This is a genomic window from Pseudonocardia sp. CA-142604 (genome assembly GCF_050948475.1).
Lineage (GTDB): Bacteria > Actinomycetota > Actinomycetes > Mycobacteriales > Pseudonocardiaceae > Pseudonocardia > Pseudonocardia alaniniphila.
In genome coordinates, this window is sequence record NZ_CP192045.1 from 8,243,033 (window position 1) to 8,259,059 (window position 16,027).

13 protein-coding genes are annotated in these 16,027 nt (G+C 70.6%); 7 read left to right on the top strand and 6 right to left on the bottom strand.

Going from position 1 to position 16,027, the window contains the following annotated elements; all coding sequences use genetic code 11:
* Window positions 1-5 precede the first annotated feature (5 nt).
* Both ACQPZQ_RS37385 and ACQPZQ_RS37390 read left to right on the top strand, forming a co-directional pair.
* The gene (locus ACQPZQ_RS37385) at window positions 6-1,262 is read left to right on the top strand and encodes a cytochrome P450 family protein (protein WP_433288916.1); all 1,257 of its coding nucleotides are present in this window, start codon (window positions 6-8) and stop codon (window positions 1,260-1,262) included.
* Complete coding sequence (locus ACQPZQ_RS37390) at window positions 1,259-1,960, top strand: alpha/beta fold hydrolase (RefSeq protein WP_433288918.1); 702 nt, start codon at window positions 1,259-1,261, stop codon at window positions 1,958-1,960. The genes ACQPZQ_RS37385 and ACQPZQ_RS37390 overlap by 4 nt, the downstream gene beginning before the upstream one ends.
* A gap of 96 nt (window positions 1,961-2,056) precedes the next feature.
* Here the strand turns inward: ACQPZQ_RS37390 and ACQPZQ_RS37395 are convergent, their stop codons facing one another.
* The 3 genes from ACQPZQ_RS37395 to ACQPZQ_RS37405 all read right to left on the bottom strand — a co-directional run bounded on the left by ACQPZQ_RS37395 (window position 2,057) and on the right by ACQPZQ_RS37405 (window position 4,763).
* On the bottom strand, window positions 2,057-2,875 hold the full coding sequence (locus ACQPZQ_RS37395) for an Fpg/Nei family DNA glycosylase (protein WP_433288920.1): 819 nt from the start codon (window positions 2,873-2,875) through the stop codon (window positions 2,057-2,059).
* A gap of 13 nt (window positions 2,876-2,888) precedes the next feature.
* Window positions 2,889-3,380: a ribose-5-phosphate isomerase gene (locus ACQPZQ_RS37400; RefSeq protein WP_241041500.1), complete on the bottom strand. Its 492-nt coding sequence runs from the start codon at window positions 3,378-3,380 to the stop codon at window positions 2,889-2,891.
* A 69-nt stretch (window positions 3,381-3,449) separates the two neighbouring features.
* On the bottom strand, window positions 3,450-4,763 hold the full coding sequence (locus tag ACQPZQ_RS37405) for an AI-2E family transporter (RefSeq protein ID WP_433288922.1): 1,314 nt from the start codon (window positions 4,761-4,763) through the stop codon (window positions 3,450-3,452).
* Window positions 4,764-4,893: 130 nt separating this feature from the next.
* Here ACQPZQ_RS37405 and mobA point away from each other — a divergent pair, with 130 nt between their 5' ends.
* Both mobA and ACQPZQ_RS37415 read left to right on the top strand, forming a co-directional pair.
* The gene (gene mobA / locus ACQPZQ_RS37410) at window positions 4,894-5,769 is read left to right on the top strand and encodes a molybdenum cofactor guanylyltransferase (protein WP_433288924.1); all 876 of its coding nucleotides are present in this window, start codon (window positions 4,894-4,896) and stop codon (window positions 5,767-5,769) included.
* A gap of 209 nt (window positions 5,770-5,978) precedes the next feature.
* Complete coding sequence (locus ACQPZQ_RS37415; protein ID WP_433288926.1) at window positions 5,979-7,022, top strand: DUF3616 domain-containing protein; 1,044 nt, start codon at window positions 5,979-5,981, stop codon at window positions 7,020-7,022.
* A gap of 54 nt (window positions 7,023-7,076) precedes the next feature.
* Here ACQPZQ_RS37415 and ACQPZQ_RS37420 read toward each other — a convergent pair whose 3' ends face one another.
* Window positions 7,077-8,594: an Nramp family divalent metal transporter gene (locus ACQPZQ_RS37420; protein ID WP_433288929.1), complete on the bottom strand. Its 1,518-nt coding sequence runs from the start codon at window positions 8,592-8,594 to the stop codon at window positions 7,077-7,079.
* Window positions 8,595-8,837: 243 nt separating this feature from the next.
* Between ACQPZQ_RS37420 and ACQPZQ_RS37425 the strand changes: the two genes are divergently transcribed.
* Window positions 8,838-10,727, top strand: coding sequence for an ABC transporter ATP-binding protein (locus ACQPZQ_RS37425; RefSeq protein WP_433288932.1), 1,890 nt, complete (start codon window positions 8,838-8,840; stop codon window positions 10,725-10,727).
* A gap of 78 nt (window positions 10,728-10,805) precedes the next feature.
* Here the strand turns inward: ACQPZQ_RS37425 and ACQPZQ_RS37430 are convergent, their stop codons facing one another.
* On the bottom strand, window positions 10,806-11,372 hold the full coding sequence (locus ACQPZQ_RS37430; protein ID WP_433288934.1) for an ArsR/SmtB family transcription factor: 567 nt from the start codon (window positions 11,370-11,372) through the stop codon (window positions 10,806-10,808).
* A 70-nt stretch (window positions 11,373-11,442) separates the two neighbouring features.
* Between ACQPZQ_RS37430 and ACQPZQ_RS37435 the strand changes: the two genes are divergently transcribed.
* Window positions 11,443-12,885 (top strand): alpha/beta hydrolase family protein, encoded by a 1,443-nt coding sequence (locus ACQPZQ_RS37435; RefSeq protein ID WP_433288936.1) that lies wholly within the window; start codon window positions 11,443-11,445, stop codon window positions 12,883-12,885.
* Between the two features lie 500 nt (window positions 12,886-13,385).
* A complete protein-coding gene (locus ACQPZQ_RS37440) occupies window positions 13,386-14,717 on the top strand; it encodes an AI-2E family transporter (RefSeq protein WP_433288938.1) in 1,332 nt (443 codons plus the stop codon).
* A gap of 31 nt (window positions 14,718-14,748) precedes the next feature.
* Here ACQPZQ_RS37440 and ACQPZQ_RS37445 read toward each other — a convergent pair whose 3' ends face one another.
* The gene (locus tag ACQPZQ_RS37445; RefSeq protein WP_433288941.1) at window positions 14,749-16,005 is read right to left on the bottom strand and encodes an FAD-binding oxidoreductase; all 1,257 of its coding nucleotides are present in this window, start codon (window positions 16,003-16,005) and stop codon (window positions 14,749-14,751) included.
* Between the last annotated feature and the right edge of the window lie 22 nt (window positions 16,006-16,027).

Here is a 16,027-nt window from a genome sequence, read left to right on the forward strand (position 1 = left end):
GGGCGATGATCGTCGGGGCGGGTCCGTCACCCTTCACGGAGACCAGTACGTCGGCACGGAGGGCGGCCTACGCCGAGCTGGCGGCGTCGGGGCCGGTACAGCAGACAGTGCTGTTCACGGGCGTGCGGGTGTGGCTGATCACCGGCCACGCCGAGGCCCGTGAGCTGCTGACCCACCCCCACGTCGTCAAGCCGCATCTCGACGGCCCGCATCTCGACGAGGTCCCTGCCGAGCTCGGCGCAGCACGGGACTCGCACATGCTCATGAGGAACCCGCCCGACCACACGCGCCTGCGGCGTCTGGTGTCGGCGGCGTTCACCCGCCGCAGGGTCGACACCCTCGCCCCACGGATCCAGGCCATCACCGATGCACTGCTCGACGACGTCGAGGCCGCCGGGGCCGATGGCTCGCCGGTGGATCTCGTGGCGGCGTTCGGCTACCCGCTGCCGATCGCCGTCATCGCCGAGATGCTCGGCATACCCGCCGATATGCGCGACGACTTCCGCACGTGGACGACGATCGCCATCAACGGGTCGGTGTACCCGGCGGACGTCTACATCGACGCCGCTGAGCACCTCGTCGCGTACGTCCGCGAGCTGATCGTGGAGAGGCGTGCCGAGCCCGCCGACGACCTCCTGTCCGATCTGATCGCGGTGCGGGACGGGAGCGACCGGCTCACCGAGGACGAGCTCACGTCCATGGTCAATCTGCTGCTCCTCGCCGGGTTCGAGACCACGGCCAACCTGATCGTGCTCGGCACGTACGCGCTGCTGACGCATCCCGCCCAGCTCCAGTTGCTCCGCGCCGAGCCGGCGCGGCTGCCCGCCGCCATCGAGGAGATGCTCCGGTACGACGCGCCGGTGCAGGTGGCGATCCCGTCCGTCACCACGGCACCCGTCGAACTCGCCGGCGTCACGATCCCCGCCGGTGAGGTGGTGATCCCGGTTCTCTTCAGCGCCAACCACGATCCCGCCCGGTTCGAACGTCCCACGGAGTTCGACATCGGCCGTGCGGACGCAGCCCAACACGTCGGGTTCGGCCACGGCATCCACCACTGCCTCGGCGCACCGCTCGCCCGGCTGGAGGCCCGTATCGCGATCGGCTCACTGCTCGCCCGGCTGCCGGACCTGCGTCTCGCCGAGCCCGATGCCGACCCCGCCCGCAGCCCCGCGCTGCTGGTGAACGGGCTGGCCACGCTTCCGGTGATCACGGGCGGACATTCGCGGGCCGCCTCGCCGTCGGCCGACCGGCTCCGCTCATGACCACGTTCGTGCTCGTCCACGGCGGCTGGCACGGCGGCTGGTGCTGGCGGCGTGTCACCCCGCTCCTGCTCGAGCAGGGCCACGACGTGCACACGCCGACGCTGACGGGGGTGGGCGACCGGGCCCACCTCGCCACCCCGTCGATCGGCCTCAACACGCACGTGCAGGACGTCGTCGCGGTGCTGGAGCTCGACGACCTGAGGGACGTCGTGCTCGTCGGGCACAGCGCGAGTGGGGCGGTGGTCCGGGGCGTGGCCCAGCGGTGCGCCGATCGCCTCCGCGAGGTCGTGCACCTCGACGCTTTCGTGCCGGAGCCGGGCCGGTCGGTCCTGGACACGATGTCAGCGGGGCGTCGCGAGTACTTCCTCGACATGGTCGACGACCTCGGGCGGATCGTGCACGACTGGGACACGGCGCTGGACAGCTGGGCGGTCACCGACCCGGCCGACCGCGCGTGGGTGCGACCCCGGCTGCGCCCGCACCCCATCGGTGGTCTGTCGGAGCCGCTCCCGCACGACCCGGTGCCCGACCTGCCCCATCGCTTCATCCACTGCACGGTGAAGCCGGGACACGACAGTTTCGCCGGGTTCGCGGCCGCCGCGGCCGACGACCCGAAGTGGCGGCTCGACACGATCGACACCGGCCACGACGCGATGGTCACGGCGCCGTCGGAGCTGGCAGCGCTCCTCGTCACGTAGCCGGTGACCCCGCGACATGGACACACATCGCGGAACCGGAGCAGGTGGATCAGCGACACGTGTCCATGTCGCGGCTGCCCCGCGGGGCCGTGATCGTCAGGCGGTCGCTGCCGGCTGGCAGGTCGGGCACCAGAACAGGTTGCGTGCACCGTGCTCGACGTGCGCGATCGGCGTGCCGCAGACGAGGCAGGGGTGCCCGGCGCGCCGGTAGGCGTACACCTCGCCGCCGTGCCGGTCCTGGCGCGGGGCGCGGCCCATTCGCCGGGGGTCGTGCTCGGGGGCGACCGTGTCGATCCGGCCGCGGCGCACACCGTCGCGCATCAGGGCCACCAGGTCGGCCCACAGCGCGTCCCACTGCGGCTTCTCCAGTGCGCGGCCGGGCAGCTGAGGGTCGAGCCCGTGGCGGAAGAGGACCTCCGCCCGGTAGACGTTGCCGACCCCGGCGATCACCGACTGGTCCATCAGCAGCGTGGCGAGCGGGGCACGGGAACGGGAGATCCGCTCCCAGGCGCGGTCCGAATCGGCGTCGCGACGCAGGGGGTCGGCACCGAGCCGGGCGCGGATGGCCTTGGCCTCGGCGGCCGTGATCAGTTCGCAGGCCGCCGGGCCGCGCAGGTCGGCGTAGTGCGTCGCCCCCGCCATCCGCATCCGGACGAGCCCGCGCGGAGCCTCGACGGGCAGGAGCTCGTCGCTGAACTGCCCGTACAGCCCGAGGTGGACGTGCACGACGAGCCCGGGACCGTAGTGGTGGAACAGGTGCTTGCCGTGGGCCTCGGCCCGCAACAGGACGTGGCCGTCGATGGCCGCCGCGCTCGCGGCGAAGCGGCCCTGCGGGCTCGACACGGCGACGGGTGCGCCGGCGAAGCGGCGGCGGTGGAGCCGGGCGAGCCGGTGGAGGGTGTGGCCTTCCGGCATCTACGGGTGATCTCTACGGCGCGGCCGGGATCTGGCCGGGCGGCAGCGGCGGCGGGGTGCCTGTGCGCTCGTACTCGGCGAGCAGGTCGATCCGCCGCTGGTGGCGGGGCTCCTCCGAGAAGGGCGTGGCGACGAACGCGTCGACGAACCGGGTGGCCTCGTCCAACGTGTGCATCCGCGCGCCCACGGCGACGACCTGCGCGTCGTTGTGCTGGCGGGCCAGGGTGGCGGTCTCGACACTCCAGGCGAGTGCGGACCGGATGCCGGGCACCTTGTTGGCGGCGATCTGCTCGCCGTTACCCGAACCACCGACGACGACGCCCAGGCTGCCCGGGTCGGCGAGGGTTCGCCGGGCCGCCTCGACGCAGAACGGCGGGTAGTCGTCCTGCGGGTCGTAGGTGGCAGGCCCCACGTCGATCGCTTCATGACCCTGGCTGGTCAGGTGCGCGACCAGGTGGGCCTTGAGCTCGAAGCCTGCATGGTCGGAACCGAGGTAGACGCGCACGAGAAGAAATACTGCCCCACGCGACTCCGCCCCGGCCCGGACGGGGTTGCACACGGACGGGTGGTGGCCTCAGTGGCGAGGGTCGTCCCGCTTCGCGGCGTCCGTGTCGGCCTCGGGGCTCCCGTCCCGGTTCGATTCGTCCTGGTCCTCGGGGGCGGGGTCGGGAATGTGAGTGGCCGGCCCGGCGGGTTCGGGTGCGTCCGGGTCGGGCGCCGAGCCGTCCGGCGACGGCGCGTTGGGCACGGAGAGCACCGTCTGCAGCGACTCCAGCGGCGGATCCACCCGCGGGGCCGTCTCACCGCCCGCCCGGGCGTCGATCCGCTCGCTCAGGTAGCGCAGCACCACTGCGCCCGCGGCGGCCACCGGGACGGACAGGAACGCTCCCGCGATCCCGAACAGCGTGCCGCCCGCGGTGACGGCGAGCAGCACGACCGCAGCGTGCAGGCGGAGGCTGCGCCCCTGCAGGATCGGCTGCATCACGTTGCCCTCGAGCTGCTGCACGGCCACGATGATCGCCAGGACGATGAGCGCCGTGGTGAAGCCGTTGCTCACCAGCGCCACGAGCACCCCCAGCGCGCCTGCCACGATCGCGCCGACGATCGGGATGAACGCGCCGATGAACGTGATCACGGCGAGCGGGACGGCCAGCGGGACCCCGAGGATCACCAGTCCCAGCCCGATCAGGACGCTGTCGACGAGCGCCACGATCGCCTGCACGCGGATGAAGTCCGACACGGTCTTCCAGACCCGCCGCAGCACCTCGGCGAGGTGACTGCCCGCGCCCTCGCCTGCCACCCCGAGTAACCACGGCAGGAAGCGCGGCCCGTCCTTGAGGAACAGGAAGACGAGCACCAACGTCAGCAGGGCGGTGACCACACCGGAGGCCACGCTCCCGAGCCCGGCGAGCACGCCCGTGGTGATCGTCGACAGGCTCTGCTGCAACTGGGTGGTGATGTTCTGCAGCACCGCGTCGAGCTCGCCCCTGGCGAAGTCGACCTGTGGTCCGGCCAGCCACTGCTGGATCGCCGTGAGACCGCTCGACGCGCTGCGCGTGATCTCGGGAACGCTGCCCGCCACGGACGTGGCGATCAGCGTGATCAGCCCGGCCAGCACGACCATCCCGGCGAGCAGCACGGTGGCCGAGGCCAGCGCAGGCGGGAAGCCGTGCTTGCGCAGCCACGACGTGGGCGGCCACAGCACCGTTGTGATGATCACCGCCAGGATCACGGGGAAGATGACCGACCACAGCAGACCGATGACGGTCCAGATCAGGAACGCGCCCGCTGCCACCAGGATCACCCGGAGACTCCAGCGAGCAGCCCAGGTCAGGCCCTCGCCGATCGCGGTTCCGCGGCCCCGGCGCGGGCGCTCGCTGGTGGTCACGACGACTCCTCTTCTCGGTCCGGAGGCACCGCTGCGTGCCGTCCCGCCCGGCACGCCAGCCTTACCCGCGGACAAGGTTCTCAGACATCGGAGATCTGCACCTGACGCCGTACCGCCTACGATTCCGGAGGTGAGCACCGACAGCGCCGTCACAGGCCGCGACGGTCCGGCTGCAGGAGTCGTGCTCGTCGGCGGTAGATCGTCGCGCATGGGTGAGCCGAAGGCCGCGCTCGAATGGCACGGCTCCACATTGGTGCGCCGCACGGCCGCGCTGCTGGCCCGCACGGTCGACGGACCGGTCGTCGTGGTCCGTGCGCCCGGCCAGCCCCTGCCCGAACTGCCCGCCGGGGTCGCCGTCGTCGAGGACCCCGTGGAGGGGCTCGGGCCGATGCAGGGCATCGCCACCGGACTCGCCGCGCTGTCCGACCGCGCACTCGTCGCGTTCGCCTGCTCCACCGACCTGCCGTTCCTGCATCCGGCGTACGTCCGGCGGGTGCTCGCCGCGCTCGACGCCGACGTCGACGTCGTGCTGCCGCACGTCCACGGGCGCCGCCAGCCGCTCGCCACCGCGTACCGCACGGCGCTCGCGCCCGTCGTGGCCGGGATGGTGGCGCACCGACAGCTCAAGCTCACGAAGCTGTTCGACCACTGCCGCGTGCGCCGGATCGACGACGCGGCCCTGCTCGCCGACCCCCGGCTGCACGCCCTGGATCCCGCGCTCGACTCGGTGCTCAACGTCAACGAACCCGACCACTACCGGGTCGCCCGGGCCCGGCCGGCCCCGGAGATCACCGTGCAGCACTACGGCGTGCTGGCCGCCGCCGGCAAGCGCGAGCCCACCCTGGTGGAGGCGGCCACGCTGGGCGCCGCCGCTGCCGCCGTCGGGCTGGCGCTCGACCGGCACGTCGTCGCCGCCCTGAACGGCGACCGACTCACCCGCGACCCGGAAATGCCCCTCGTAGCCGGTGACGCCATCGCGTTCCTCTCGGCCGACACGGACGCCTGACCCGTCAGGCGCGGCGCGAGTCGCCCGTTCCGGGCCCGCTGGTCGCCCATCTCCCGTGCTCGAGACGCCCGGGCGGCGGCAACGAGACCGCGCGAATGCGCGCCGGGCACTGATTCGACCACCTGCATACCCAAGATGAATGTTTGAGTGTTCATCGCAGGTCAAACCCGCCATGAGCCAGTTGGACAGTTCCAGCGCGCTGCTGTCCAATGCTCGACGCCGGCTCGTCATTTCGCACACAGGAGGACCGCATGCCGACTACAGAGACGTCCTGGTCGCCACCGCGAGCAGTCGAACCGATACACCCGATATCTTTTCCGCCGACCCCGTGGATCGACGTGTTCAATGCATCCGAGGTGGTAGCCCTCGCCGACTCCAGGTTCCTGTTCTGTGACAACAACGTCACTGACAGTCTCGTGGAGATGGTCTTCGGCCCGGACGGAACACTCGCCGAACCACTCATACGCCGTCCGATCCAGGGGCTTCCCGAAGGCGGAGTCGACGATATGGAGTGCATGGCGCTCGTGGAGCACGAAAACGGTAGGACCATCTTTGCTTCGCCGTCTCTCAGCAACAAGATCCGCAAGGGTTTCGAGACGGCACCGGAGCGACGCGACCGCGCGAAGCCCGCTCCCGCACGCGCCGGGTTACTCCGCATCGACGTCCATGAGGACGACTCGCTGCACGCCGAGCTCATTCCGGACTTTCGCGACTGGTTCGTCGCCAACTCGCCGAAGATCGGCGAGTCGGCCGAGTGGACCCCGGACGACTCCGGGTTGAACGTCGAAGGCCTCTCCTGGGATCCGACCTCGAACGCTCTCATCTTCGGCATTCGGACCCCCGTGCCCCACGGGCACCCCATGCTCGTTCGGGTCAAGATCAAGGATCTGGCAGCTCCGTGGAAGCTCGAGAACTTGAAGATGCTCGATCCCGTCCAGCTCAAGGTCGACGTCACGGGCGACGAGATGGGTGTTCGCTCGATCGAGTACGACCCGACGCGCGAAGCCTCGCTCGTCGTTCTCGCCAACTCGACCAGCGAGTCCGACGCACCTTTCCTGATGTTCCTCTGGGACGGCAACGACAAGGGCAAGATGCACCAGTTCGAGGACATCTGGTTCACGGAGAAGATGCGAGTCGAGGGAGTGGCTCCGGGTACGGTCGACGGGCGCAGAGTAATCGTCTTCGTCGACGACCGAGGCGGCTACCAGATCATTTGGAACGAGGATCCGCGACTGGAGAAGCAGTCGAAGTGACCGGCTCCGAAGAAAATCCGGAGCCGGCCGATCCGGCAACCCTCGTCGTGGAGCTCAGAACGTGATCAGCGGGTCGCCGAACGCGTCCGCCACGAAGTTGACGAAGAAGAACCCGAAGAACAGGAAGTTCAACAGCAGGATCACGTAGTGCCACGGCCGCGGCCGGGCCACCTTCGGGAGCCTGCTGTTGAGGTAGATCAGCATGAACGGGTAGATCAACGCGCCGAGGTTCGACATGTTCGCCGAGAACTGGACGAGCGCCACCGGCACCGCGAGGTGCAGGATCACCGAGATCGCGACCAGCAGCACGATCATGAACGGGTAGTAGAAGCGCCGTGGGTCGCCCTCGACGAGCTCGCGCAGCCGCGGGCTGAGCGTGGGCGCGGCGTCGGTGACCACCCGCACCATGCCCTCGAAGATCCCCAGCTGTGTGGAGAACAGGATGAGCACGCCCATCAGGAGCAGCAGGTAGAACATGCCGGAGCCGTACTCCGGCTGCAGCGCGCTCGCCACGAACGTGGGCACGTTGGCGGTGGTGGGCTGCTCGCCCGAGATCGCCACGGCCTGGGCCATCAACACCGTCGGGAGCAGCATGCCCAGCATCGCTCCGACGAAGAACACGCCCCACATGTCCACCATGAGGAACCGGTACCAGCGCCGCCACCGGCCCGCGTTGCGCTCGTCGTCGGGGAAGGTGACACCGACCGAGCGCAGCTCACGACGGCTGCCGCGCATCCCGGCGATGTAGCCGGTGCGGTGGCCCATGCCGTAGCCCTTGTCGCGGTAGTGGCCCATCACGTACCAGTTCAGCCCCGACGCCAGCGCGGTGAACCCGGCCAGGGCCCCGAGCTGAGTGGCGGTGATTCCCGCGGGTGGCGCGGCGGGGGTGACGAACCCGCGGATGCCCTCCCACCACACGCTCCACGGCACGACGATGAGGTCGACCACGACGAGCGCGACCAGGATGAAGCCCACCATCACCCAGTTGCTCAGCTCGAGTGCCCTGCTGATCCGGCGGGCGGCCGCGGTGATCAGGAAGACCACGATGAGCAGGCCGATGGCGTACCACCGCGTCTGCTGCACCTCTGACGCGTCCGCGACGCGGCCGTTGACGAGTGCGAACAGGCCCTGGCCCGCCGAGGCGGCCCATCCGCCCGCGATGAAGGCGAAGATCACGACGAAGACGGACAGCGGGATCCACAGCATCTTCCCTGGCGGCACCCGCCCCCAGCCGATCACGGGCGCCTCGCCGGTGGCCACGACGTAGCGGGCGCACTCCACGTTGTAGAAGGTCTGCAACACGGCGGACACCACGATCACCCAGCCGACGCCGACGAACCCGTACTGCCCGACCGCCTGGGGGCCGAGCAGCCATTCGCCGCTGCCGATCGAGATGCCCAACGCGATCAGGCTCGGGCCCACCACGAACATGGCGATCTGTCGGAAGCCGATCCGTTTGACCTGGAACACCTCCTCGGGTGTCGGCAGGTCCTGGACGGCGAGTTCGGGTCGGCTGACGCCGAGCGGGTAGGCACCGGCGCCGCGCTGCACCTCGGTCATGGCTGTCCCCATGTCCATTTTGTGAGTCTTGTCACTTATGGTCTCCGTGGTGGCAGCGGAGGTCAAGAGGCGCCTTGACATGTAGTTGACTTCAACTTCTAGCGTCTACTCCAGACCTCGGGAAAACCGGACGCGAACTGTCGGTCCCCCTCGCCACACTGACGGGCGAGGTTTGTTCCACACCGATGAGTTCGGCCGGTCCCCCACGTCCTATGGGTGCGCGGCAGGTGCGGCGACCGGAACGAGGAGCAGCTCATGAGCATGGAGATGGTTGCGTGGAACTCGCTGTACCACGCGGCAACCGCCCACGGGGAGAAACGCCCCTTCTCGATGGCCACTCTGCGCCGGATCGTGGCGTTCGTGCGGCCGCACCGCCGTCGAATGGCTGCATTCCTGCTGGTCAGCGTCATCGGCGCCGTGCTCGCGGTCGCCACGCCCGTGCTCGCGGGCCGGGTGGTCGACGCGATCGTCAACCACGGCCCGCTCGGGGTGGTGGTCGGCCTGGCGGTGCTCATCGCCGTGATCGCCGTGGCCGTGGCCGCCAGCGGGATCGTGCAGCGCTGGCTCTCGGCGTCGCTCGGTGAAGGACTGATCCTCGACCTGCGCACCGCGGTGTTCGACCACGTGCAGCGCCAGCCGATCGCGTTCTTCACCCGCACCCGCACCGGCGCACTGGTCAGCCGCCTCAACAACGACGTGATCGGTGCCCAGCGGGCGTTCAGCGACACGCTGTCCGGAGTGGTGGGCAACCTCGTCACGCTCACCCTCACGCTCGTCGTGATGCTCACGCTCTCCTGGCAGGTCACGCTGCTCGCGCTCGTGCTGCTGCCGGTGTTCGTGCTCCCCGCCCGGCGGATGGGCCGCCGGCTCGCCTACCTCGAGCGCGAGGCCGCCGACCACAACGCCACCATGGGCACCCAGATGACCGAGCGGTTCTCCGCTCCGGGCGCCACCTTGATCAAGCTCTTCGGCCGTCCCGCCGACGAGACGCGCGAGTTCGTCGCCAGGGCCGCCCGCGTGCGCGACATCGGGGTGCGCACCGCGATGGTCCAGTCGGTCTTCATCACCGCACTCACGCTCGTATCCGCGCTGGCTCTCGCGCTGGTCTACGGGCTCGGCGGCTACATCGCGATCAGCGGCGGAATGCCCGCAGGCGACGTCGTCGCGCTGGCCCTTCTGCTCACCGGTCTCTACGCCCCCCTCACGGCGCTGGCCAGCGCCCGCGTCGAGGTGATGAGCGCACTGGTGAGCTTCGAGCGCGTGTTCGAGGTGCTGGACCTGCCGCCGCTCATCGCCGAGCCCGCCGAGCCGCTGCCGCTACCCGACGGGCCGCTGTCCGTGGAGTTCGACGAGGTCCGCTTCGGCTACCCGGCCGCCGACAAGGTATCGCTGGCCTCGTTGGAGGAGGTCGCGCAGCTCGATCGCCGGGGCGGCGAGGAGGTGCTCCACGACATCTCCTTCACCGCCCAGCCCGGGCAGATGATCGCGCTCGTCGGCTCGTCCGGAGCCGGCAAGTCCACCATCGCGCAACTGCTTCCCCGGCTCTACGACGTCGACTCCGGTGCGGTGCGGCTCGGCGGGGTCGACGTCCGCAGCCTCTCCTTCGACACACTCCGCGGAGCGTTGGGCCTGGTCACACAGGACGGCCACCTGTTCCACGAGACGATCCGGGCCAACCTGCTGCTCGCCCGTCCCGGGGCCTCCGACGACGAGCTGTGGGAGGTGCTGCGCCGGGCGCGCCTGGACGAGCTGGTGGCTTCCCTGCCCGACGGTCTCGCCACGGTGGTCGGTGAGCGTGGCTACCGGCTCTCCGGCGGAGAGCGTCAGCGGCTCACCATCGCCCGGCTCCTGCTCGCGCGGCCGCGCGTGGTCGTTCTCGACGAGGCCACCGCCCATCTCGACTCCACCTCGGAGGCCGCCGTGCAGGAGGCGCTGGGTGAGGCACTCGAGGGGCGCACTGCGATCGTGATCGCCCACCGGCTCTCCACCATCAGGGCCGCCGATCAGATCCTGGTGCTGGAGGGCGGCACGATCGTCGAGCGTGGCACCCACACGGAGCTGATCGCGCAGGACGGCCGCTACGCCGAACTTCACCGCACCCAGTTCGACCAGCCGAACGACCCGGTCGAACTGGCCGGCGTCTGACGCGTCCGCGCAGATCCACCGTGCTCGTCGCAAGGGCCGCGACCCTTGCGACGAGCACACGCCCTGTGCGAAGAGCGCTCACTCGACGTCCGGGAACGCCACGAAGCGCAGCAGCACCCGGCGGGCATCGTCAGGCGGAGGATCGGCGTCGCTCGCGTAGCGCTTGTAGAGCGCCATGTAGTCCTCCCAGAACTGGCGCAGCTGCGGCAGCGTGAGCCGCAGCGCGCCGCGGGCGAACAGCAGGGCGTCGCCCCACTCGCCCAGTGAGTCGCGCTGCTGCTGGAAGCGCGCGAAGGCCGCCACGTCCTCAGCGACGTTCAGCCGGCCGAGCTCGTCGAAGGCGGCCCGTACCTCCTCGTCCATGCGGCTGCGCGGCGGGAACCGGATGTCGCGCGTCCGGGCCTGCCACCACCGCTCCCGGCCCCGCCCCCGCTCGGGCACCTCCTCCACGAACCCGTGCTCGGCGAGCTGCCGCAGGTGGTAGCTGGTGGCCCCGGTGTTCTCGCCGAGCGCCTGGGCGAGCGAGGTCGAGGTAGCCGGGCCGTCCCGGTGCAGCTGTCGCAGGATCCGCTGCCGCAACGGATGGCCGAGCGCCCTCAGGGCCGCCGGATCGGTGAGCTCTCGGGGTTCTCCCTGATCCGTCACCGCGCCGAAGCTAGCAGAGTTCCTGTTGCAAACAGTTCTTTGCACAGGAAACTCTGCATGAGGAGCGGACATGGGACTTCGACGCGGACTGGTCGCCCTCGGCGCCGGCGCGGCGCTGCTGACAGCACTGATGGGCACGGCAGCGTGGTCGGCGACGCCTGCCGCCGCAGCCACGCGGGAGGGGGCGCCGGCGCAAGCAGAGCCGGCCATCCGCGAGATACAGCTGAGCATCCCCACCAGCGACGGACTGGTTCTGCCCGCCACGCTGCGAGTGCCGGCAGACGCGCGACCGCAGCTGCCCGGCATGGTGCTGGTGCACGGAGCCGGACCCGGCCCCCGCGAGAAGTACCGCGCCGAGGCGGAGGCTTTCGCACGCGCAGGCATCGCCACGCTGGCCTACGACAAGCGCACTGCCGGCTACTCGCTCTTGGAGCGCTCGTACTCCCGCCTCGCCGACGACGCCATCGCCGCCGCCGATCTCCTCAGGGGGCGGCCGGAGGTCGATCCGGACGCCGTCGGGTTCTGGGGGTTCAGCGAGGGCGGCTGGGTCGCGCCGCTGGCTGCGAAAAGAGCGCCGCAGACCGCATTCCTCGTGGTCGTAGGCGCGAACGGCGTGGCCCCGCTGCGCCAGCAGATCTGGGCCGACACGATCAAGATGGAGCACGCCGGTGTCACGGGCTCGCTCGTCGAGACACATGCGCGCACGCCGTACCGGGTGCTCGCCGCCATGGGCCTCTTCCCGGAGCCGTACTTCGACCCCGGCCCCGCGCTGCGGAGCCTCAGTCTTCCGGTGCTGGGCATCTGGGGTGCGCAGGACCGGCTGACCCCGCCCGTCGAGAGCGTCACCGCGTACCGGACCACCCTCGACGAGGCCGGCAACAGCCACTACACGCTGCGCACCGTGGAGGGAGCCGAGCACGGGTTACGGATCACCACCACCGGCTTCGACAAGGGCACCACGTTCGCCCCCGGTTACATCGACCTCGTGACGTCCTGGGTCACCGATGCCGCCGGTGGACGGCCGCCTGCCACGAGCGTGGCCGGCGTGGGTGAGCAGCCCCGGCCGACCGCTGCCGTGCCACCGCCTTACTGGTACGAGTCGGCCTGGGTACAGGTGGGCGCGCCGACGGTGCTCGTGCTCGGCTTCGCAGGGTTCGGCCTGACGGCGGCGTGGCGCCGGCTGCGCGGACGTCCGGTCATGCGCTCGTCCTGGCCTGCCGGCGTGCTGGCGGGTGCGGGTCTCACCACGGTGGTAGGCACGTTCACGTATCTCGGATACCTGCAGGTATCCGCAGGCCGCACCGTGGCCGTAGGACCGATGCTCGCCGGACGGCCACTGGTGTGGCTGGCGCTTCAGGCGCTGGCGGTGGTCACAGTGATCGCAGCGACCATGGTCGCCGTCCGGTGGCGGGCCGCCGCGGCCGGCGCGGGCCGGACACGAGTGGCGGTGCTCCTGGCAACGGGCGCGGTGTTCGTGCCGTGGGCCGCCTTCTGGGGTCTGCTCGCGCCCTGACGTCGACTCGGGTGCACGAAATTGTGACCACCGCCGCTCCTCATCCCACACATGTGGGATGTCCCGCCATCGACCCGCGCGGAGGCTCGGGCTTGTCAGCAACCATGCCGATTCGTCCGACGATTTCCCTTTCCGATCTTTATGCCCCGGAGGGCAGATGTACAGAGATACTCTGTTCCGTTGCCGCCGTGGGGAGATGCGAACGGAGCGACCTCTTTCATCGCTTTGCGGTTCTCCGGGGAGAACGACAAATAGCTCGGACCCGCGCGCTCGACGCGGTGATCCGGCAGGTCGCAGATGTGCCGACCGGTCTCGGCGAACTCGACCCGTTCCCGGCACGAGGTGAGGAATTGGCAGATCCGGCTCCGCTGCGCACCGGCCAGGGATTTCGCGCGTCACTGTGCTAAACCGTTACCGAGGTGCGCTACCTGACCGCGTAGGTTCGTGTTCGGGGCAACTCGCAGCCGGTTGGTTCGGTGAAAGGCATCCCACGAGAATGAATGACCGCACGGCCCACCAACCCCGATCTCGGCAACCGCGGTTCGCTGACGGCACGAGCTCGCCGACGGCTCCATCCGGTCGTGGCTGATCGCCGGCGGCTCGCGACAACGGCGGCCCGGCGGCGGCTCGCGACACCGGCGCCCCGGCGCCGTCGAGCCACCACGATGGCGGGCGCGGCTCAGCCGCTCGGCGTCACCCGCGGCTCGGCAACCCTCCGTCCCGAATCCGGTCGCGGAGTCCCGCGCGGCCTCGTTCTGGCCGCAGGTTGGTCGTGGCGGCTGCTGGTGCTGGGGGTCGTGGCGTACCTGGCGATCCGGGTACTCGCGTTGCTCTGGCTGGTACTCGTGCCGATCGTGGTGGCGCTCCTGGTGACGGCGCTGGTCCGCCCCCTGGCCGTACTCCTGCGGCGCCACCTACCCGGGCCGCTCTCGGCTCTGCTGACACTGCTCGTCGCCCTCATGGTTCTCGCCGGACTCGGGTGGGTGATCGATCTGCGGTTCACCCAGGAGCTGCCCTCGTTGATCGAGGAGGTCGTCCGCACGGTCCGCGAGCTGGGCGCCACTCTGGCGCGTCTCGGTCTCGGCGAAGAGCAGCTCGCCGAGCTGCAGGCGAACCTGATCCGATGGTTGCAGGACAACCGCAGCGAGCTGATCGCGTACCTCACCACCGGCACGGGCTTCGCCGTGGAGATCGCCACCGCGATCGTCCTGACCTTCTTCGTCACGTTCTTCCTGCTCTACGACGGGGAGCGCGTCTGGCGCTGGCTGCTCATGCCGTTGCGTCCCCGCATGTCGGCCCGGGCGGACCGCGCCGGGCGCATCGCCTGGACCACGCTCACGGGATACGTCCACGGCACGGCGATCATCGCCACCATCCACGGCATCGTGATCGGGCTCGTGGTGTCGCTGCTGCACGTGCCGCTGGCCATCCCGCTGGCCGTGCTGGTGTTCATCGGCAGCTTCATCCCGATCGTGGGCGCGCTGGTGTCGGGCGCGGTGGCCGTGGTGGTCACGCTGGGCACACACGGCCTGCTGGCGGGGCTGATCGTTCTCGGTGTTCTGGTCGTCGAGGACCAGCTGGAGGCGCACCTGCTCCAGCCGTTGATCGTCGGCCGGTACGTGCGGCTGCACCCGCTGGCCATCGGTCTCGTCCTGGCCACCGGCACCGTGCTGGGCGGGCTCGTCGGGGCGATCGTCGCCGTGCCGGTCGCGGCGATCGTCCACCGGACGTGGCCTGCGCTGCTGGGGCACGACGAACAACAGGCGCCGCCCCCGGCACCCCGGCGCAGAGCGCTCCTGCGGGCGAACCGTCCGGCAGCGCAGGAGGAGTGATCGGGGACCGCGCCGGTCAACAGGGGTGTGGTCACGCCGTCCCGCTGACCACTGCCCCCGCCTGATCGGCCCACGGCTGCCCGAACAGGAAGTTGCGCGACCGGCCGACGGTCCAGGGCGCCAGCGCGTCCAGCAACCGGCTGTGCGCACGGCTCGCCGCCGCGGGGTCACCGAGCACCGACAGGACGCGCACGAGGTAGGCGGCGTCCCGGTGGCCGACGGCGTTCGGAACAACAGGCGGGCGGGCCAGTGCGCCGCCCAGGTGGTTGAGCTGCACGATGCATGGCACCGGCGCACCTGGCCCGGCGAGCTCGACGATGTCGCGCAGCGCCGCGGGGTCGAGCTCGCGGAGCATCGCGTTGGTGCCGCCGTAGGAATGCGGCCAGGCCGGGTCGTTGTAGATCGAAGCCGACTGCGTGAACGGGAGCTCCCCGAGGGTGTCCCGCAGGAGGGGGACGGCAGCGCGCAGCGGCGCGACGAGCCGCTCGCCCTGCGCCGTGGGGCCCGCGAAGGCGATCCGGACGTGAGCGGCGTACCGGCCGCGCAGCAGCTCCGGCACCCCCGCCATGTCGGGGTAGGTGATCAGCGCGATCGAGGACGTGAGCTCGTCGGGCAGGTCCACCGTCCAGTCGCGGTACGCCTCCAGCAGCTCCGGCACGTGCGGGCCGTCGACGTAGAGCCCCCCGCCGTACAGCCGGGTGACGGGGACGAGCCCGATCTCCATCGCCGTCACCACACCGAGGCCGTGACCCGCGCCGCGCAGCTCCCGGAACAGGTCGGGATCGTCGCCCGCCGTGACGTGCCGGAGGCTCCCGTCGGCTGCGGCGAGATCGATGCTGCTGACGTGGTCGGCGGCATAGCCGTAGCGGCGCGCCAGCACGCCCAGGCCTCCCCCGAGTATGTAGCCCACGGCGCCGACCTCCGGCGACGAACCACTGAGCGGCGCCAGCCCGTGCTCTGCTGCCGCGGTGATCACCTGCCGCCAGCGCACCCCCGCCTCGATCCACGCCGACCGCCTTCCCGGGTCGATCCGCAGACCGGTCATCCGGCGCGTGCTGATGAGCACGCCACCGTCGAGCGGCAGCGTCCGTCCGTGCCCCGTGGCCTGCACCGCCACGGGCAGCCCGTCGGCCCCGGCGAGAGCTGCACGTACGTCGTCGGCGCCGGTGGCCGCGACCACGTACGCCGGCCGGTGCTTGTACGCGGTCTGGAATCCGCTGGTCTCCTCGTCGAACTCGCTGTCACCCGGCCGGAACACCGGGCCTTGCACCTGCTGCGTCCACGTCATGCGGGCGACGGTATGGCCGCTT

Excerpts from the sequence above, each read along its gene's own strand:
- ACQPZQ_RS37385 (WP_433288916.1), top strand. The coding sequence starts at position 6 with ATGATCGTCGGGGCGGGTCCGTCACCCTTCACGGAGACCAGTACGTCG.
- ACQPZQ_RS37390 (WP_433288918.1), top strand. The coding sequence starts at position 1,259 with ATGACCACGTTCGTGCTCGTCCACGGCGGCTGGCACGGCGGCTGGTGC.
- ACQPZQ_RS37395 (WP_433288920.1), bottom strand. The coding sequence starts at position 2,875 with ATGCCGGAAGGCCACACCCTCCACCGGCTCGCCCGGCTCCACCGCCGC.
- ACQPZQ_RS37415 (WP_433288926.1), top strand. The coding sequence starts at position 5,979 with ATGCTCGACGCCGGCTCGTCATTTCGCACACAGGAGGACCGCATGCCG.
- ACQPZQ_RS37420 (WP_433288929.1), bottom strand. The coding sequence starts at position 8,594 with ATGGGGACAGCCATGACCGAGGTGCAGCGCGGCGCCGGTGCCTACCCG.
- ACQPZQ_RS37425 (WP_433288932.1), top strand. The coding sequence starts at position 8,838 with ATGAGCATGGAGATGGTTGCGTGGAACTCGCTGTACCACGCGGCAACC.
- ACQPZQ_RS37435 (WP_433288936.1), top strand. The coding sequence starts at position 11,443 with ATGGGACTTCGACGCGGACTGGTCGCCCTCGGCGCCGGCGCGGCGCTG.
- ACQPZQ_RS37440 (WP_433288938.1), top strand. The coding sequence starts at position 13,386 with ATGACCGCACGGCCCACCAACCCCGATCTCGGCAACCGCGGTTCGCTG.
- ACQPZQ_RS37445 (WP_433288941.1), bottom strand. The coding sequence starts at position 16,005 with ATGACGTGGACGCAGCAGGTGCAAGGCCCGGTGTTCCGGCCGGGTGAC.